We start from the raw sequence: 18,590 nt of genomic DNA, 5'->3' as shown, positions 1-18,590 counted from the left end.
CGGAGTGTTAGCGACCCGTGACGCACGGGAACACCAGTCATGATCATCGGGGGTGGGGATGAACCGTTCGCCGCAGTCCACGGCGGGGCAGCCGTGGTCACCCGGGCTGGTCGCCATGGTGGGCCTCGGCGCCGCCGTGCTCGCGGTCGCCGGGCTCAAGGCCACGTCCTCGTTCGCCGGCCCGGCCTTCCTCGCGCTCATCCTGACGATCGCGGTCAGCCCGCTGCGGCAGTGGCTGGACCGGCGCGGCGCCCCGTTCTGGGTCTGCGTCGCGGTGCCGCTCTTCGTCCTGATCGTGCTGCTCCTGGGCCTCGGCGGGGCGCTGGCGTTGTCGGCCGCCCAGCTGGCCTCGCTGCTGCCGGGCTACTCCTCGCAGTTCGACGACCTGGTCGCGAGCGTCACCAAGGAGCTCGCCGAGCACGGCATCGACCAGCAGAAGCTCCAGGAGGCGATGTCCAAGCTCGATCCGGGCCAGCTGTTCAGCTTCGTCCAGGCGTTCTTCAACGGGCTGCTCAGCGTCGGCTCGGCGATCATCCTCATCGTGCTGATGTTGTTCGGTATGTGCATCGACGCGACCGGGCTGTCGCGGCAGCTCGACAGGCTCGCCGGGAGCCATCCCGACCTCGTCGGCGCGCTGCGCGGCTTCGCCCGCGACACCTGCCGCTACCTGGTCGTCAGCACGGTGTTCGGGCTGATCGTCGCGGTGCTGGACGTGGCGGCGCTCTACGCGTTCGACGTGCCGGTGCCGCTGCTGTGGGGGCTGCTGGCCTTCCTCACCAACTACATCCCGAACGTGGGTTTCGTGATCGGGCTGGCGCCGCCCGCGGTGCTGGGCCTGCTCGACGGCGGCTGGGTCCGGATGCTCTGGATCATCGTCGCCTACTGCGTCATCAACTTCGTGATCCAGTCGCTGATCCAGCCGAAGTTCCTCGGCGACGCCGTCGGCCTGTCGGTCACGCTGGTCAACCTGTCGCTGATCCTGTGGGCCTGGGTGCTGGGCCCGCTCGGCGCGATCCTGGCCGTGCCGCTCAGCACGCTCGTCCGGGCGTTGCTGCTCGACACCGACCCGTCCAAGAAATGGCTGTCGGGACTGCTCAGCTCGACGATCGACAAACCCGGCACCGACCCGGCGGAGCCGGCGGAGCCGGCGGAGCCGGCGCCGGCTAGAAGCTGAAGTCGCGGTCGCCGAACGGCCCGATGACGGTGAGGGCCTGCGGGGCGCCCAGCACGTCCGCGGCGACCGCCCTGATGTCGTCGGGCGTGACGGCGTCGATGCGGCGCAGCACCTCGTCCACCGGCAGCAGCGACTCGTAGACCAGCTCGCTCTTGCCGATGCGGCTCATCCGGGAACCGGTGTCCTCCAGGCCGAGCACCATCGCGCCGCGCAGCTGCCCCTTGCCGCGTTCGATCTCCTCGTCGGTGATGCCGCCGGCGGCCGCCTTGCCGACCTCGTCACGGCAGATCGACAACACCTCGTCGACCTTGGCCGTCTGGCATCCCGCGTAGACGCCGAACACGCCGGTGTCGGCGTACTGCGAGGTGTAGCTGTAGACCGAGTAGGCCAGGCCGCGCTTCTCCCGGATCTCCTGGAAGAGGCGGGACGACATGCCGCCGCCCAGCGCCGCGTTGAGCACGCCGAGCGCGAACCGGCGCTCGTCGGTGCGGGAGACGCCCACGCCGCCGAGCACCACGTGGGCCTGCTCGGTGTCCTTGTCGACCACCCGCACGGTCGGCGCGGCGGCCGCCGGCTCACCGTTCAGGCGGGGCGGGCGCGGCCGGGCGGCACCGTCGAGGTGGCCCGCGAACGCGCGCTCGACCATCCGGACGACGTCGTCGTGGTCGATGTTGCCGGCCACCGCGACCACGAGGTTGTCGGGCACGTAGTGGTGGCGGTAGTAGCCGTGGATGCGGTCCCGGCTCAGCGCGTTGATCGAGTCGACCGTGCCGAGGATGGGCCGGCCGATCGGCGCGTCGCCGTAGAGCGCGGTGGAGAACTCGTCGTGGATGAGGTCGCCCGGGTCGTCGTCGCGCATGTGGATCTCTTCGAGGATCACACCGCGCTCGGACTCGACGTCCTCGGGCCGGTTGAGCGAGGAGGCCACCATGTCGGAGACGACGTCGACCGCCAGCGGCAGGTCGGCGTCGAGCACCCGCGCGTAGTAGCAGGTGTACTCCTTGGCGGTGAACGCGTTGAGGTCGCCGCCGACCGCGTCGACCGCCGCCGAGATCTCCAGCGCCGAGCGCCGGTGGGTGCCCTTGAAGAGCACGTGCTCCAGGTAGTGGCTGGCACCCGCGTCGGCGGGCGCCTCGTCACGGGAGCCGACGCCGGCCCAGATGCCGAACGCGGCGGACCGAACGGTCGGCATCGTCTCGGTGATGACGCGCAGCCCGCCCGGCAGCACCGAGCGGCGGACGGCGCCGGAGCCGTCCGCGCCGGGGTGCACGGTGTGGGTGGTGCCGGGCTCCTGCGCACTCGCCAGAATCGTCACGGGGTTCACGATCCTCGGGTAGAAAGGCCGACCGGCCTGCCCCGAGGTGGGCAGGCCGGCCGGATCGGGATCAGGAGTTGCGGTCGCCGCCGCCGTCGTTGCCGCGGCGGGTGCGGCGCCGGCGCGGGGCGCGGTCGCCGCCGCCCTCCGAACGCCGCTCGCCGCCGGAGGACTCGGCCGCGGGGGCCGCGTCGTCCTCGACACCGTCCCCGGCGTCGTCGTCGCCCTTCTCCGCGCGCTCGCGCTCGATGACGTCGACCGGGACCAGCGACAACTTGCCGCGCTGGTCGATCTCGGTGACCTCGACCTGGATCTTCTCGCCGACGTTGATGACGTCCTCGACGTTCTCGATCCGGGCGCCGCCGTGCAGCTTGCGGATCTGCGAGACGTGCAGCAGGCCGTCCTTGCCGGGCAGCAGCGACACGAACGCGCCGAACGTGGTGGTCTTGACGACCGTGCCGAGGTAACGCTCGCCGACCTCGGGCATGTGCGGGTTGGCGATCGCGTTGATCGCCTGCCGCGCGGCCTCGGCGGACGGGCCGTCGGTGGCGCCGACGTAGATCGTGCCGTCGTCCTCGATGGTGATGTCGGCGCCGGTGTCGTCCTGGATCGAGTTGATCATCTTGCCCTTGGGGCCGATGACCTCACCGATCTTGTCGACCGGGACCTTGATGGTGATGATCCGCGGCGCGTTCGGGCTCATCTCGGCCGGGGCCTCGATGGCCTCCTGCATGACGTCCAGGATCGCCAGGCGGGCGCCCTTGGCCTGCTTGAGCGCGGCGGCCAGCACCGAGGCGGGGATGCCGTCGAGCTTGGTGTCGAGCTGCAGCGCCGTGATCAGGTCACGGGTGCCGGCGACCTTGAAGTCCATGTCGCCGAAGGCGTCCTCGGCACCGAGGATGTCGGTCAGCGTGACGTACTCGCCGCCCTCGTGGATGAGGCCCATGGCGATGCCGGCCACCATCTGCTTGAGCGGCACGCCCGCGTCGAGCAGCGACATGGTGGACGCGCAGACCGAGCCCATCGAGGTGGAGCCGTTGGACCCGAGGGCCTCCGACACCTGGCGGATCGCGTAGGGGAACTCCTCGCGCGTCGGCAGCACCGGCAGCAGCGCCCGCTCGGCGAGCGCGCCGTGGCCGATCTCGCGGCGCTTGGGCGAGCCCACCCGGCCGGTCTCACCGGTGGAGTACGGCGGGAAGTTGTAGTTGTGCATGTAGCGCTTGGTGCGCTCGGGGTTGAGCGTGTCGATCATCTGCTCCATGCGGAGCATGTTGAGCGTGGTCACGCCCATGATCTGGGTCTCGCCGCGCTCGAACAGCGCCGAGCCGTGCACCCGCGGGATCACGTGCGCCTCGGCGTTGAGCTGGCGGATGTCCTTGACGCCGCGGCCGTCGATGCGAAGGCCGTCGCTGATGACCCGCTCGCGGACGAGCTTCTTGGTGACCGCGCGGTAGGCCGCGGAGATCTCCTTCTCGCGGCCCTCGAAGTCGGCGCCGAGCTTCTCGGCGGCGCCGGCCTTGATCTCGTCGAGCCGGGACTCGCGCTCCTGCTTGCCGGCGATCGTCAGCGCCTGCGCCAGGTCGGCGGAGACGGCGGCGGTGACGGCGTCGAGCACGTCGTCCTGGTAGTCCAGGAAGATCGGGTACTCGGCGGTCGGCTTGGCGGCGACGGCCGCCAGGTCGCTCTGCGCCTTGCACAGGACCTTGATGAACGGCTTGGCCGCCTCGAGGCCCTCGGCGATGGTCTCCTCGGTCGGCGCGGTGGCGCCGTCACCGACGAGCTTGAGCGTGCCCGGGGTGGACTCCGCCTCGACCATCATGATCGCGACGTCGCCGTCCTCGAGGACGCGGCCCGCGACGACCATGTCGAACGTGGCGTTCTCCAGCTCGGGGTGGGTCGGGAAGCCGACCCACCGGCCCTCGATCAGCGCGACGCGCACGCCGCCGATCGGGCCGGAGAAGGGCAGGCCCGCCAGCTGCGTGGACATCGAGGCGGCGTTGATCGCCACGACGTCGTACAGGTGGTCGGGGTTGAGCGCCATGATCGTCTCGACGACCTGGATCTCGTTGCGCAGGCCCTTGGTGAAGGACGGGCGCAGCGGGCGGTCGATGAGACGGCAGGTGAGGATGGCGTCCTCGGAGGGACGGCCCTCACGGCGGAAGAACGAGCCGGGGATGCGCCCGGCGGCGTACATGCGCTCCTCGACGTCGACCGTCAGCGGGAAGAAGTCCAGGTTGTCCTTGGGCTTCTTGGAGGCGGTGGTCGCGGAGAGGACCATCGTCTCGTCGTCGAGGTAGGCGACGGCCGAGCCGGCCGCCTGACCGGCGAGCCGGCCGGTCTCGAATCGGATGGTACGGGTGCCGAAGGAACCGTTGTCGATCACGGCTTCGGTGCTCTGCGCTCCATCGATGCGCACAGCTTCTGTCACGGGAAACCTCCCAGGTTTCGAACGGTCCCCGCGGCCGCCTCCCGTGGCTGTTTACGCAATGCCGGTCTTCGATCGAAGCTCGCGGATCCGGAATCTCCGCCGCACGGGCGGGAACGTGCTCCGAGAGCCACTACCGAGGACCGGCCGCACCAGGGCGCCGCCTGCGAGGCTCGTTATCCAGTTTGCGGCCTGAACGTGCATGTTTGTCGCGTTCCGGCCGGAGAAATGAAGAAGGGAGTGGCCGAGTCACTCGCGGCCTTCCCCGGGGTCGCCCCCTGGGAGACACCGCGGGCGATGGCGCACCTGCCCCTGCTGCGAGCAGGGCCCGACGCCACGGCCACTCCCTCCCACCGTACTAGCGGCGCAGACCGAGTCGCTCGATCAGCTGCCGGTAACGGCTGATGTCCTTGTTCTGCAGGTACTTGAGGAGCCGACGACGACGGCCGACCAGCAGCAGGAGGCCGCGGCGGCTGTGGTGGTCGTGCTTGTGCTCCTTGAGGTGCTCCGTCAGATCGTTGATCCGGCGGGTCAACAGCGCGACCTGGACCTCCGGGGATCCGGTGTCACCCTCAGCAGTCGCGTACTCAGCGATGATCTTGTTCTTGGTGGCGGTGTCGAGCGACACGAGGCTCCTTCTGAAATGCTCGTCACCCGCAGATCCCGCGCGCAACGAGGGCGGGTCCGCATGGTGCGTATGGAAAGTGGTCGGCCACATGAGGGTGCAGCCAGCCGCGCCGGGGCCTTGTCCCGGCGACTCTTCACCGTACCATGCCCGAAAGGCGGCCTGTGACGGCACGGAACGGACCGTGATCAGCCTGGCGGAACGGCCCGGGGACGGCGTCGGAACGGCCCGGGGACGGCTCAGGACCCGGCCGCGGTGATCTCTCTGGCGCGGGCCACGTCGCGGTGCATCTCCTCGATCAGGGCCTCGATGGAGTCGAACTTGAGCGTGTCGCGGATGCGGGCCTGGAAGTCGACCGCCATGTGCTCGCCGTAGAGGTCGAGATCGTCACGGTCCAGCGCGTACGCCTCGACGGTCCGCTCGCCGGCGCCCTCGAACGTCGGGTTGGTGCCGATGGAGATCGCCGCGGGCCAGCGGAAGCCGGGGTAACGGTCGGAGTCGCAGACCAGCCAGCCCGCGTAGACGCCGTCGGCCGGGATCGCGGTGTGCGGCAGCGTCTCCAGGTTGGCGGTCGGGAAGCCCAGCTGGCGGCCCCGCTGGTGGCCGCGGACCACCACGCCCTCGACGCGGTGCGGGCGGCCCAGCGCGTGCCCGGCCTCCTCGACCTCGCCGGCCTCGAGCCGCGTCCGGATGCCGGTGGAGGAGATCTTGTCGCCGTTGGCGACCAGCGGCACGCCCTCGGCGGTGAAGTCGTACTTCTCGCCCAGCTCCTTGAGGAGCGCGACGTCGCCCTTGGCCTTGTGGCCGAAGCGGAAGTCCTCCCCCACGATGACGTGCGCCGCGTGCAGCCGGTCGACGAGCACGGACTGGACGAACTCGTCCGGGCCGACCTTGGACAGCTCCAGCGTGAACGGCACGACCACGACGGCGTCGGTGCCCAGGCCCTCCAGCAGCTGGATGCGGCGCTTGGTGGAGCTCAGCAGCGGCGGGTGCGTGCCCGGCCGCACGACCTCGTCCGGATGCGGATCGAAAGTGATCACGACCGACTTCAGCCCGCGCTCGCGGGCACCCTCGGCGGCACTGCCGACGATCCGCTGGTGGCCGCGGTGGACGCCGTCGAAGACACCGATGGTGATCACCGACCTGCCCCAGTCGGCGGGAACCTCGTCGAGGCCATGCCAGCGCCGCACCATGCTCTCCCTGCGTTGGAGGTCCTGTCGCCTCACAGACTGCCATGCGTCGCATGACGTCACGACCGAGGGGGTCGCCGTTCACCCTTGCATCCGGAACGCCCGGGCGCGTCCGCACGGAGCAGTCTACTCGCCGGTAGTGAAAACGTGCCCCGTCCGGGACACCGCGGCCGCCGGGGTGCGGTCGGCGCCGACCACCGCGCCGTCCAGGCCGACTTCCGCCTCCGCCCCCCGTAGACGGGCGCCCCCGGTAGACGCGCCCGCCCACGGTGAACCGGAGGCGGGCGCGGTGGAGCGGAGCCGGGCGCGGTGGACGGGATCTAGCCGCGGTAGACGAGCAGGGAGACCGCGACGTACTGCATGACGTACGCGGCGAGCGTGCACGCGTGGAAGACCTCGTGGTAACCGAACCAGCTGGGCGAGGGGTCGGGACGCCGCGTCCCGTAGACCACGCCGCCCACGCTGTAGGCCACGCCGCCGAGCGCCACCAGGACGCAGGCCGCCCAGCCCGCCCCGTCCAGGAACTGCGGCACGAAGAACACCGCGACCCAGCCGAGCACGATGTAGAGCGCCACGTACAACCAGCGCGGCGCGCCCACCCAGGTCGTCCGGAAGACCACCCCGGCCACGGCCCCCGTCCAGACGACCGAGAGCACCACGATCCGGGTCACCCCGTCGAGGGCCAGCACGGCGAACGGCGTGTACGTGCCCGCGATGATCAGGTAGATGTTGGCGTGGTCGAACCGGCGCAGGACCTCGATCATCCGGTTGTCGGTCTGCCGGTGGTACGTGCCGGAGATCCCGAACAGCAGGCCCGACATCGCCACGTACACCGCCGACGACAACCTCGCCTCCAGCGACGGGCCCAGCGCGACCAGGACCAGACCGGCGACCAGCACGGCGGGGAAAGCGCCGATGTGCAGCCAGCCGCGGAGCCGGGGCTTCGTGGGCGACGGAGCCTCGGGGATCTGATGTGACTCCCGGGCTTCACGGGACACAGTGGTCATGGGCACCTCCTCCCCAATAGAACCTACGCATCCGTAGGTTACGCAACCGTAGGTTGGAGCGCACCGGGGCCGGGGCGTGACTCTCGCCACGTCGGGCTCAGGGGACGAAGACGGCCAGCGGCTTGGCCGCGTGCCCCTGCTCCTCGACCAGCGCGAGAAGGGTGCCGTCGGGGGCGAAGACGCCGACCGGGCCCGGCCCCTGGCCGGTGGCGGGGAGCTTGCCGCCGTGCATGACCTTGCGGGCGTCGTCGGCGGTGACGTCGCGGCGCGGGAAGGCGGCGGAGACCGCGTCGGCCATGGGCAGGACGCGGAGCTCCTCGGTGAGCTGCTCGATCGTGCGGGCCATGCTCAGGTCGTACGGGCCGACGCGGGTGCGGCGCAGGGCGGTCAGGTGGCCGCCGGTGCCGAGCGCGGCGCCGAGGTCGCGGGCGAGCGCGCGGATGTAGGTGCCGGACGAGCAGGTGATCGAGACGTCGACCTCGATCACCTCGTCGTGGCGGCGGATCTCCAGGATCGAGAAGTCGTGGATCGTCACGAGCCGGGCCTTGAGCTCGACCTCCTCGCCCTTGCGGGCCATCTTGTAGGCCCGCTGCCCGTTCACCTTGATGGCGCTGACCTGCGGAGGGACCTGCTGGATCTCTCCGGTCAGCGCGGCGACGCCGGACGCGACGGCGGCATCGGCGACGCCCCCGGCCGAGGCGGTGGCGGTGACCTCGCCCTCGGCGTCGTCGGTGTTGGTCGACCGGCCGAGCAGGATCGTGCCGTCGTAGCTCTTCTCGGTGAGGGCCAGGTGGCCGAGGAGGCGGGTGGCCTTCTCGACGCCGACCACCAGGACGCCGGTCGCCATCGGGTCGAGGGTGCCGGCGTGGCCGACGCGGCGGGTCCTCGCCAGCCGCCGCAGCTTGCCGACGACGTCGTGCGAGGTCCAGTCGGCGGGCTTGTCGACGATGACGAGCCCGGACGGTGTCGAGGTCACGCGCTGATCTCCGCGTCGTCGAGGGGCCCGCGCAGCACGGCGCGCAGCCGGTCGATGGTGACCGCCGGGTCGGTCCGGGTGCTGAAGGCCGCGGCGAGCCGGTGACCGCCGCCGCCCAGGGTGACGCAGGCACGGCCGACGTCGACCCCGCCCTTGGAGCGGGTCGAGACGTACCAGTCGCCGTCGTCGGTCTCCTTGAGCACCACCGCGACCTCGGCCTCGTCGGCCCGGCGCAGCTGGTCGATCACGCCTTCGAGCTGGTCGTACGGAACGCTCTGGGCCTCCCGGTCGGCCCGCGAGATCGTCGTCCAGACCAGGCCGAGGCCGCCCGCGGCGTCACGTTCGAGCCGGGCCCGGCCCAGCGCGCCCGCCAGCACCTGGAGGTAGCCGAACGGCGCGCGGTCCCAGAGCTCGCGGCCGACCGCGTCCGGGCGCACGCCCGCGTCGATCAGCCGCGCGGCCAGCTCGTGCACCTCGGGCGTCGTGCAGGGGTACTTGAACGAGCCGGTGTCGCTGGCGAGCCCGGCGTAGAGGCCGAGGGCGATGTCGCTGGTGAGCGTGGCGCCCAGCCGCCGGATCAGCTCGTCCACCAGGACGGAGGTGGCGGCCGCCGCCGGGTCGACCAGCCGCACGCCGCCGAAGCCGGTGTTGGACTCGTGATGGTCGATGACGATCAGCTCGTCGGCGCGCGCCGCGTTGTCGGCGAGCGGGCCGAGCCGGTCCGCGCCGGCCGCGTCCAGCGTGATCATCAACGTCGGCGCGGCGGGCATCCGGCCCGGCTCGACCAGGAGGTCCTGGCCGGGCAGGAACCGCAGGCTGGCCGGGACCGCGAACGGCTGGCCGAACGAGGCGTAGCAGCGTTTGCCCAGGTCGCGCAGGGCCTGGGCGAGCGCCAGCATCGAACCGAGCGCATCGCCGTCCGGCGACACATGGCAGGCCAGGCAGACCTCGTCCGCCGCTCCGACCGCCTCCAGCGCCCGATCCCATTCCAGGGCAGGCCACAGATGCCTTCGACCGCTCACAGCGCCCCCCGTTCGCCTCGGGGCCGCGGACGGGAGCTCGCTCACGCCGCGGCCGACCGGCTCACTCACAGTGACGAGCTCACAGTCACGAGTGTCCCTCGCCATCGCGCCCGTCGTCGTCTGATTCGTCAAGCTCGTCGGAATCGTCTTCGGTGCGGTAGGGGTTGGCCTCCCCCGCCGGCGCCGCGCCCTGGGCCGCCTTGGCCACCTCGGCGTCCTTGGCCCGCGCCTTGGCGAGCAGGTCGTCGATGTGCGCGACGTTCTCCATGATGGAGTCGGCCACGAACGTGAGGCTCGGCGTGTGCCGGACGCCGGTCTGCCTGCCCACCTCGGACCGGATGACCCCCTTGGCGCTCTCCAGCGCCGCGGCGGTCTCGGCGCGCTCGCCGTCCGAACCGTAGACGGTGTAGTAGACGGTCGCGTCGCGCAGGTCGTTGGTGATCCGGGTGTCGGTCACGGTCACGAAGCCGAGCCGCGGATCCTTGATCCGCCGCTCCAGCATCTCGGCGACGATCTGCTGGATGCGATCGGCCAGCTTACGCGCCCGAGCTGCGTCCACCATGATCGCACTCCCTCTCTAGGGTCCCCGCCGGGGACTCAGTCCTCGTCTTCGTCACTGAAGAGCCGCTGCCTCGCCGACAGCAGATCGATCTCAGGGCGTTCGGCCACCAGCCGCTCGCACTGGTCCATCACCCGGCTCGCGTTGGCCGCGGTCGCGGCGACCACCGCGATCCCGATCTCCGCCCGCCGATGCAGGTCGTTGTTCCCGGTCTCGGCGACGGCCACCGCCGGGAAGCGCTTCTGCACCTCGGCGATGACCGGCCGGACGACCGCGCGCTTCTGTTTGAGCGAATGGACGTCGCCCAGCAACAGGTCGAGTGTCAGCGCACCCACGTACACCTAAGCGTTCACCTCAGGGTTTTCTCGATGTGTGAACGATGACGGCGGGCCCGGGTGTTCCCAGGGCAGAACGTCGTCCCGGACACACGGGATCCATCGCCGGTCCCCCGGCATGACATGACGCCAGGTTATTGGTTCCACCTGGCGTCACGTCATGTGGTTTTCCGGGGCCGGGGGCGGGCCCGCGCGGGCCCGCCCCCGGTCGCCGGGTGCGCCTAGTCGCGGGGCTTCTCCCGCATCTCGAAGCACTCGATGACATCACCGATCTTGATGTCGTTGTAGCCGACACCGATACCGCACTCGAAGCCCTCGCGGACCTCGGTGGCGTCGTCCTTGAAGCGGCGCAGCGACGACACCGTGAGGTTGTCGGAGACCACGACGCCGTCGCGGACGAGGCGGGCCTTGGCGTTGCGCTGGATGAGGCCCGAGGTGACCATGGAGCCACCGACGTTGCCGATCTTCGGCACCTTGAAGATCTCGCGGATCTCCGCGGTGCCCAGCTGGGCCTCCTCGAACTCCGGCTTGAGCATGCCCTTGAGGGCCGCCTCGATCTCCTCGATCGCCTGGTAGATGATCGAGTAGTACCGGATGTCGACGCCCTCGCGGTCGGCCAGCTCCTGCGCGTTCCGCTCGGGACGCACGTTGAAGCCGATGATGACCGCGCCCTCGGACGCCAGCGACAGGTTGACGTCGTCCTGCGTGATCGCGCCGACGCCGCGGCGGATGACGCGCAGGCTGACCTCGTCGCCCACGTCGATCTTGAGGAGCGAGTCTTCCAGCGCCTCGACCGAACCGGACACGTCGCCCTTGAGGATGAGCAGGAGCTCGTCGCGCTCGCCGCGCTCGAGGTCCTTGAACAGCTCCTCGAGGGAGCTGCTCTTGCGGCTGCGGAGCAGCTCGGCGTTGCGCTTGCGCGCGGTCCGCTTGTCGGCGATCTGGCGGGCCACCCGGTCGTCGTCGACGACCAGGAAGTTGTCGCCGGCGCCGGGCACCGCGGTCAGGCCGAGCACCTCGACCGGACGGGACGGCAGCGCCTCCTCGACGTTGTTGCCGTTCTCGTCGAGCATCGCCCGGACGCGGCCGTGGGCCACGCCGCAGACGATCGAGTCGCCGATCCGCAGCGTGCCGCGCTGGACCAGCACGGTCGCCACGGCACCGCGGCCCTTGTCGAGGTGGGCCTCGATGGCCGAGCCCTGAGCGGGCATGTCCGGGTTGGCCTTGAGCTCCAGCTCGGCGTCGGCGGTCAGGACGACCGCCTCCAGCAGGCCGTCGATGTTGACGCCCTCGCGGGCGGACACGTCGACGAACTGGGTGGAGCCACCGAACTCCTCGGCCACCAGGCCGTACTCGGTCAGCTGGGCGCGCACCCGGTTGGGGTCCGCCCCCTCCTTGTCGATCTTGTTGACCGCGACCACGATCGGCACGCCGGCCGCCGTGGCATGGTCGATCGCCTCGGTCGTCTGCGGCTTGACGCCGTCGTCGGCCGCGACCACCAGCACCACCAGGTCGGTGGTGTCGGCACCGCGGGCACGCATGGCGGTGAACGCCTCGTGACCCGGGGTGTCGATGAAGGTGATCTTGCGCTCCTGGCCGTCGACCTCGGTCTGGACCTGGTAGGCACCGATGTGCTGGGTGATGCCGCCGGCCTCGCCGGCCACCACGTTGGCGTTGCGGATCGCGTCGAGCAGGCGGGTCTTACCGTGGTCGACGTGACCCATGACGGTCACGACCGGCGGGCGCACCTGGAGGTGCTCCTCGTCGCCCTCGTCCTCGCCGTACTCGATGTCGAACGACTCGAGCAGCGCGCGGTCCTCGTCCTCGGGACTGACGACCTGCACGTCGAAGTCGAGTTCGACGCCGAGCAGCTTGAGGGTGTCCTCGCTCACCGACTGCGTCGCGGTGACCATCTCACCGAGGTGCATCATGATCGCGACGAGCGACGCCGGGTTGGCGCCGATCTTCTCCGCGAAGTCGGTCAGCGTGGCGCCCTGCGGAAGCCGGATCGACTTGCCGTGGCCGCGCGGCGCGGAAACGCCACCGGCGGCGGGTGCCTGCATGTTCTCGAACTCTTGACGACGCGCCCGCTTCGACTTGCGACCGCGCGCCGGGCGTCCGCCCGGACGCCCGAAGGCGCCCTGCGTGCCGCCACGGCCACGACCGCCGCCGCCCGGACGGGGGCCGAAGCCGCCGCCACCACCGGGACGACCGCCGCCGGGACCGCCGCCCGTGCCGGTGCGGGGGCCGCCGAAGCCGCCGCCTCCACCGGGACGACCACCGGGCCCGCCACGGCCACCGCCGCCACCGCCGCCGCCGGGACGTCCGCCGGGGCCGCCACGGCCGCCGCCGGGTCCGCCGCGGCCACCGCCGGGGCCGCCACCAGGGCTGCCCGCGGGACGCGAGGACGGCATGCTCATCGGGCTCGGACGCGGACCGCCGGGACGCGGACCGCCGGGACCGCCGCCACCGGGACGCGGGCCGCCGGGGCCGCCCGGGCCACCGGGACCACGGCCGCCGGGCGCCGCCGGACGCGGGCCGCCGGGACGGTCGCCACGGGGGCGGTCGTCGCGCGGCGGACGGTCGTCACGCTGCGGGCGCTCGTCGCCCGGGCGCGGGCCCGGACGGGGACCGGGCTTGGGCGCCTGGCCCATGCCGGTGTTGGTCGAGCTGAACGGGTTGTTGCCCGGACGCGGGGCGCCGGGGCGTCCACCGCCCTGGCCGCTGGGCCGCGGGCCGGGTCGCGGGCCCGGCTTGGGGCCGCGTCCACCCTGACCACCCTGACCACCCTGGCCGCCCTGACCGCCCTGACCGCCCTGACCGCCCTGACCACCTTGGGCCGGACGCTGGCCGGTGCGCTCGCCGCCCGCGGGCGGGGCGCTCGGGCCCTTGGCCGCGGCGGGCTGCTGCACCGGCGTGCTGGGGACGGGCGGAACGGGACCCGGCGCGGGACGCGGGCCCGGCTTGGGGCCGCCACCGCCGGACGGGGCCGCGGGGGCCGCCGGGGCGGGCGCGGCAGGCGCCGCGGGGCTCGGCTTGGGCGCCGGCGGGCGCGGTGCGGCGGGCTTGGGCGCCGCGGGACGGGCGCCCTCGGTGTTGGCCGGCCCCGGCCGCGGTGCGGCGGGGCGCGGAGCCGAAGGCTTCTTGGCTCCGCCCTTTTGGCCCGGCTTGCCGGACCCTGACTGGAAAGCTTCGGTGAGTCGTCGAACGACCGGCGCCTCTATCGTCGAGGAGGCCGATCGTACGAACTCGCCCATCTCCTGGAGCTTGGCCATGACGACCTTGCTCTCAACTCCGAACTCTTTGGCGAGTTCGTAAACCCGGACCTTGGCCACTGCACTCCCTTACTCGGTCCGGGGGTGCGGCCACCGGACCGTCGCTAACTTGCCGTACTCATCGCGGCGTGCTCATCGAGCGCTCATAGCAATCTCGACCTGCTCTCCGACTAGACGTCGCTTACCGTTCGGTCATCCTGCTGCTGCGCGGCGAGTGCCGCAAACCGGTCCCGCAGCACACTGGTGTCGAGCGGCCCCGCCAGGCGAAAGGCCCGAGGGAACGCCCGACGACGCTCTGCGAGCTCGAGACACCCCAGGTCGGGATGCACATAGGCGCCCCGGCCCGGTAGCCGCCCCCGAAGATCGGGGGTGAGAACACCCTCGACCACCACGAGGCGCAGCAAGTCGGACTTGACCGTGCTAACCCGACAGCCCACGCACATGCGTAGCGGGACCGTCCGGCCACATGACATGAGTCTACCGCGCCGAGGCGTCGGCAGGACCTGTCGCATGGTCTCCTGATGTAGTTGATCCTGTTTCGCCGGACTCCGCAACCTTGGAACCGGACGGCTCCTCGCCGGACTCCGCCGCGGGGGCGGGCGGCTGCTCGGTATCGGACCGGATGTCGATACGCCAGCCGGTCAGCCGGGCGGCGAGACGGGCGTTCTGGCCTTCCTTGCCGATCGCCAGCGACAGCTGGTAGTCGGGCACGATCACCCGGGCCACCCGCGCGTCGGCGTCGACGACCTCGACGCTGGTGACGCGGGCCGGCGAGAGCGCGTTGCCGACGAAGTCGGCCGGGTCGTCCGACCAGTCCACGATATCGATCTTTTCGCCGTGCAGCTCGTGCATCACGTTGCGCACCCGGCTGCCCAGCGGTCCGATGCAGGCGCCCTTGGCGTTGACGCCCTGCTTGCGGGACCTGACCGCGATCTTGGTGCGGTGGCCGGCCTCGCGCGCGATGGCGGCGATCTCCACGGTGCCGTCGGCGATCTCGGGGACCTCCAGCGCGAACAGCTTGCGCACGAGGTTGGGGTGGGTCCGCGACAGCTGGACCGACGGGCCGCGGTGGCCCTTGCGGACCTGCACCACGTACGCCCGGAGCCGCTCGCCGTGGTCGTAGGACTCGCCCGGCACCTGCTCCTGCGGGGGCAGGATCGCCTCGATCTTGCCGAGGTCGACCAGCACGTTCCGCGGGTCCTTGCCCTGCTGGATGATGCCCGAGACGATGTCGCCCTCCCGCCCGGCGTACTCGCCGAACGTGAGCTCGTCCTCCGCGTCGCGCAGCTTCTGCAGGATCACCTGCTTGGCGGTGGTCGCGGCGATACGGCTGAAACCCTCGGGGGTGTCGTCGTATTCCCGGGCCGGCGCCCCCTCGGCGTCGCCCTCGGCACCGGTCTCGGTGGCGGTCTCGGTCGCCCACACGGTCACGTGCCCGGTGGCGCGGTCCAGCTCGACCCTGGCCTTGGGAGCGGCGCCCTCCGTACGGTGATACGCGATCAGAAGTGCGTCTTCGATCGCCTTGACGGCCACCTCGAGCGAGATGTCCTTCTCGCTCTCGAGGCTCCGCAGGGCGGTCATGTCGATGTCCACGAGGTTCCCCCCTCTAGTCCGGCTCAGCCGGAGAACGCGTCTGGCCGGCGTCGCCGGCGTCGTCCGCGTCGTCCGCGTGCGCGGTGTCGTTGACGTCGCCGGGGCGGCGGAACTCCACCTGGACCCGCCCGCGTCCCAGCTCGTCGAGGCCGAACCGGCGCCTGGTCGTCTTCGGGCCCTTGGGGCCGCCCGCGCCCTTGGCCTTGTGGCCCTTGCCCTGGCCCTTGGCGGCGCCCTTGCCCTTGGCGACGACGTCGAGCACCACGCCCGACTCGTCGGCCTCCACCACCCGGCCCTCGATCTGGCCGCCCGCGGTGAGCGGGGCCACGACGAGCCGGCCGACGGCGCGCCGCCAGTGCCGCGGCTCGGTGAGCGGCCGGTCGACGCCCGGCGACGTCACCTCGAGCACGTAGGCCGCCGTGCCCATGACGTCGGAGCCGTCGAGGAGCTCGGACGCGGTCTGGCTGAGCTCGGCGACGTCGTCGAGGCTCACACCGCCGTCGGCGTCCACGACGATCTTGACCAGGCGACGCCGGCCGGCCGGCCGCACGTCGACCTCCTCGAGGTCGAAGCCCGCCTCGGCCACCGCGGGCTCGAGCAGCGCGGTCAGCGCGCTGACGGCCTGGTCGCGGGGAGGGCGGCCGCCGGGGCCCCGCTGAGCGCTGCCGTCGCCCGACTCGACGCCCATGGGACCTCCTCATGTTGTTCCGGCACCGTCGCGTGTCCGTTGTCCACTCAAGACTATCGACAGCCGGACACCGCAGCGGTCTTTCGGAGAGCTCACCGGCGCGCCGGATATGGAATGCTTGAGCTGGCCTGATGGGCGGACGACTCGCCACGGGCCGACATCACGCCGTCTTCCGGGGTCCGGCCCCGGACCCGCAATCACCGGTGAGGAGCCCCCTTGCCAGAAGGCCCCGGGCCGTCGCGGCGCGCCGTGCTGGGCGGGACCGCCCTGGTCGTCCTGCCGGCGTTGTGCGGCTGCTCGGGCGGGGAGCCCGCCCGAGCCCCCGCGCCCGGCCCGGACGTCGCCCTCCTGACGGGAGCGATCGCCGCCGAGCAGGATCTGATCGGCCGGTACGAGGCGGCGCGCGGCGCCCACGCGTCCCTGGCGGGGCAGATCGACCCGGCCCTCGCCCATCACCGCGAGCACGTGGCGGTGCTACGGCGGCACTACGTGCCCGGCTCGGGACGGCAGGCGGACGGGTCGCCCGCCCCGACGGTGCCGTCCGTTCCGCAGGCCCCCAGCCCCCAGCAGGCGCCGGGCCGGGCCTCCAGCGCGCTGGCCGACCTCCGTGCCGCCGAGGGCCGGACGGCGGCCCGCCACGCGGCGGACGCGGGCCGGGCGGGGGCCGGCCTCGCCCAGCTCCTGGCCGCGATGGGCGTCTGCGCCGCGGGCCACGCCGGAACGTCCGGGACGGCGGCGGGCAGGACGGGCGCGCAGGGCTCCCAGCCCCCCGCCTCACCTGCCCCCTCACCGTCCGCGTCCCCGTCCTCGGCCTCCCCTTCGTCCCCTGCCGCGGTGACACCGCCGAGCCGGGCGTCGACCCTGCCCGCGTTGCAGGCGGCCCTGGCCGCCGAGCACGTCGCCGTCTACGGATACGGCGTGCTGGGCTCCCGGCTGACCGGGTCGCCCCACCAGGCGGCCCAGGAGCATTGGAACGTTCACCGCGACGGGCGCGACACGCTGACGGCGCTCCTCACCGCGCGGGGGGCGAGGCCGGTGGCGGCGTCCGCGGCCTACCGGTTGCCGGTGCGGGTGACCTCCGCCCGGACGGCCGCCCAGCTCGCGGCCAGGCTCGAAGACGATCTCATCCTGGCGTACGTGCGCCTGGCCGGCGGTGACACGCCGCAGCTGCGCTCCCAGGCCTGCCGGTCCGCGCAGGACGCCATGGTCCGCGCGGTGCGGTGGCGGACGTCCGGCGGCCTGCCCCTGACCCACGCCGCGTTCCCCGGGCTGCCGTCCTCGTCGCTGCCCCCCAGGCCGACCCCGGGCCTCTGACGGCCCGCACACCGTTTAGCGGGCCTACGAAATACCTCGTACGAAGTCGCGCTTGTCCTAACGGTTCGGGTGCGGTCAACTGATCGCGCGACCAGCGGATGAGGAGCAGATCATGATCGACGACCCCGGCTTCGCGCGCCACATGTGGCACAACCTGGAGCCCGTCCACGCGCTGTTCTGGTACGCGCCCCAGGTGTTCGAGGAGGCGGCGGGACTCGGCTTCGACGTGGACACCCGATGGCCCAGCTACTTCGCCTGGCGGGCGGCCCCGCTCGGCGCCGCCGGCCGTGAGCGGACGGCTTCGGCGTTCTACAGCTTCAGCCCGCGCATGGTCGGGGAGCACGTCCCCGCCGCATGGGAGATCGCGGCCCCCGAGGTCCTGGTCACCGCGCGGCTGGAGGCGGTGGACCGCATGTACCGCGCCCTCCTCGGCGACGGGATCGGCGATCCCGGCATCGCGGAGGCCGCCGGGCTGGCACGGCGGGCGGCCGAGGCCGCCGTCACCGCCGGGCGCCCGATCGCGGCGGCCAACGCCGACCTGCCCTGGGCGGACGAGCCGCATCTGGTGCTCTGGCAGGCCATCAACATCCTGCGCGAGCACCGCGGCGACGGGCATGTGGCGGCCCTGCTGACGTCCGGGCTCGATCCCGTGGAGGCGCTGGTCTCGTTCGCGGCGGTCGGCGCGGCCCCGGTCGAGACGTTCGCGAGCCGCGGCTGGAGCGGCGACGAATGGGGGGCCGCGCGGGACCGCCTGGCCTCGCGCGGGCTGGTCGGCGCGGACGGCGCGGCGACCGCCGGGGGCCGCGAGCTGCGCGACACGGTCGAACGGATCACCGACGACCTCGCCATCGGCCCCTGGCAGGCCCTCGGCAGGGAGGCGGCCGACCGGCTCGCCGAGCTCACCTTGCCGATCCTCGTCGCGAACCTGGAGTCGGGCCTGCTGCCGGGCACCAACACGCTCGGGATCGGCAAGATCGCCGCGCCCGCCCGCTGACCGGCGTTCGGCCGGGTTTCCTCCGCCACCCTGCGCGCCGTCCACTCCGCGACCGGCCGGCCGCAGGACTGACCGGGGGTTCAGCCACAGGAAACGCC

The 18,590-nt window shown here is 72.2% G+C and carries 16 protein-coding genes; 3 read left to right on the top strand and 13 right to left on the bottom strand.

Annotation, left to right across the window (positions count from 1 at the left end):
- Positions 1 to 58: 58 nt before the first annotated feature.
- A complete protein-coding gene (locus ABZ810_RS12740; RefSeq protein ID WP_358402592.1) occupies positions 59 to 1,174 on the top strand; it encodes an AI-2E family transporter in 1,116 nt (371 codons plus the stop codon).
- On the opposite strand, the gene ABZ810_RS12735 is transcribed toward ABZ810_RS12740, so the two are convergent.
- The 13 genes from ABZ810_RS12735 to rimP form a co-directional block, all read right to left on the bottom strand.
- A complete protein-coding gene (locus tag ABZ810_RS12735; protein WP_358402590.1) occupies positions 1,164 to 2,489 on the bottom strand; it encodes a pitrilysin family protein in 1,326 nt (441 codons plus the stop codon). The two genes, ABZ810_RS12740 and ABZ810_RS12735, sit on opposite strands and share 11 nt — an antisense overlap.
- A gap of 70 nt (positions 2,490 to 2,559) precedes the next feature.
- The gene (locus tag ABZ810_RS12730) at positions 2,560 to 4,899 is read right to left on the bottom strand and encodes a polyribonucleotide nucleotidyltransferase (protein ID WP_358402867.1); all 2,340 of its coding nucleotides are present in this window, start codon (positions 4,897 to 4,899) and stop codon (positions 2,560 to 2,562) included.
- Positions 4,900 to 5,272: 373 nt separating this feature from the next.
- Positions 5,273 to 5,542, bottom strand: a complete 270-nt coding sequence (gene rpsO / locus ABZ810_RS12725; protein WP_358402588.1) for a 30S ribosomal protein S15 — start codon at positions 5,540 to 5,542, stop codon at positions 5,273 to 5,275.
- A 236-nt stretch (positions 5,543 to 5,778) separates the two neighbouring features.
- Complete coding sequence (locus ABZ810_RS12720) at positions 5,779 to 6,729, bottom strand: bifunctional riboflavin kinase/FAD synthetase (RefSeq protein WP_358402586.1); 951 nt, start codon at positions 6,727 to 6,729, stop codon at positions 5,779 to 5,781.
- 320 nt (positions 6,730 to 7,049) lie between these two features.
- The gene (locus ABZ810_RS12715) at positions 7,050 to 7,736 is read right to left on the bottom strand and encodes a hemolysin III family protein (RefSeq protein ID WP_358402584.1); all 687 of its coding nucleotides are present in this window, start codon (positions 7,734 to 7,736) and stop codon (positions 7,050 to 7,052) included.
- 97 nt (positions 7,737 to 7,833) lie between these two features.
- Entirely contained in the window at positions 7,834 to 8,712 is an 879-nt protein-coding gene (gene truB / locus ABZ810_RS12710) for a tRNA pseudouridine(55) synthase TruB (RefSeq protein ID WP_358402582.1), read from the bottom strand.
- Positions 8,709 to 9,734, bottom strand: a complete 1,026-nt coding sequence (locus ABZ810_RS12705; RefSeq protein WP_358402580.1) for a bifunctional oligoribonuclease/PAP phosphatase NrnA — start codon at positions 9,732 to 9,734, stop codon at positions 8,709 to 8,711. The genes truB and ABZ810_RS12705 overlap by 4 nt, the downstream gene beginning before the upstream one ends.
- A gap of 85 nt (positions 9,735 to 9,819) precedes the next feature.
- Positions 9,820 to 10,296 carry a 30S ribosome-binding factor RbfA gene (rbfA, locus tag ABZ810_RS12700; protein WP_358402578.1) on the bottom strand — a complete coding sequence of 159 codons (477 nt, stop codon included), beginning with the start codon at positions 10,294 to 10,296 and terminating at the stop codon, positions 9,820 to 9,822.
- A 35-nt stretch (positions 10,297 to 10,331) separates the two neighbouring features.
- Positions 10,332 to 10,634 (bottom strand): DUF503 domain-containing protein, encoded by a 303-nt coding sequence (locus ABZ810_RS12695; RefSeq protein WP_358402576.1) that lies wholly within the window; start codon positions 10,632 to 10,634, stop codon positions 10,332 to 10,334.
- A gap of 215 nt (positions 10,635 to 10,849) precedes the next feature.
- Positions 10,850 to 13,963 (bottom strand): translation initiation factor IF-2, encoded by a 3,114-nt coding sequence (infB, locus tag ABZ810_RS12690; protein ID WP_358402574.1) that lies wholly within the window; start codon positions 13,961 to 13,963, stop codon positions 10,850 to 10,852.
- A gap of 110 nt (positions 13,964 to 14,073) precedes the next feature.
- The gene (locus ABZ810_RS12685; protein ID WP_358402572.1) at positions 14,074 to 14,346 is read right to left on the bottom strand and encodes a YlxR family protein; all 273 of its coding nucleotides are present in this window, start codon (positions 14,344 to 14,346) and stop codon (positions 14,074 to 14,076) included.
- A 34-nt stretch (positions 14,347 to 14,380) separates the two neighbouring features.
- Positions 14,381 to 15,484, bottom strand: a complete 1,104-nt coding sequence (nusA, locus tag ABZ810_RS12680; protein ID WP_358402865.1) for a transcription termination factor NusA — start codon at positions 15,482 to 15,484, stop codon at positions 14,381 to 14,383.
- A gap of 25 nt (positions 15,485 to 15,509) precedes the next feature.
- Positions 15,510 to 16,184: a ribosome maturation factor RimP gene (gene rimP / locus ABZ810_RS12675; protein WP_358402570.1), complete on the bottom strand. Its 675-nt coding sequence runs from the start codon at positions 16,182 to 16,184 to the stop codon at positions 15,510 to 15,512.
- A 216-nt stretch (positions 16,185 to 16,400) separates the two neighbouring features.
- On the opposite strand from rimP, the gene ABZ810_RS12670 reads away from it, so the two are divergent.
- Positions 16,401 to 17,498: a ferritin-like domain-containing protein gene (locus ABZ810_RS12670; RefSeq protein WP_358402568.1), complete on the top strand. Its 1,098-nt coding sequence runs from the start codon at positions 16,401 to 16,403 to the stop codon at positions 17,496 to 17,498.
- A gap of 112 nt (positions 17,499 to 17,610) precedes the next feature.
- The gene (locus ABZ810_RS12665; RefSeq protein WP_358402566.1) at positions 17,611 to 18,492 is read left to right on the top strand and encodes a hypothetical protein; all 882 of its coding nucleotides are present in this window, start codon (positions 17,611 to 17,613) and stop codon (positions 18,490 to 18,492) included.
- Positions 18,493 to 18,590 lie beyond the last annotated feature (98 nt).

Origin of the sequence: Spirillospora sp. NPDC047279 (assembly GCF_040643285.1) — a bacterium.
GTDB lineage: Bacteria > Actinomycetota > Actinomycetes > Streptosporangiales > Streptosporangiaceae > Spirillospora.
Note: the sequence above shows the minus strand (reverse complement) of the source record. Positions and strands in the feature narration are given on the sequence as shown.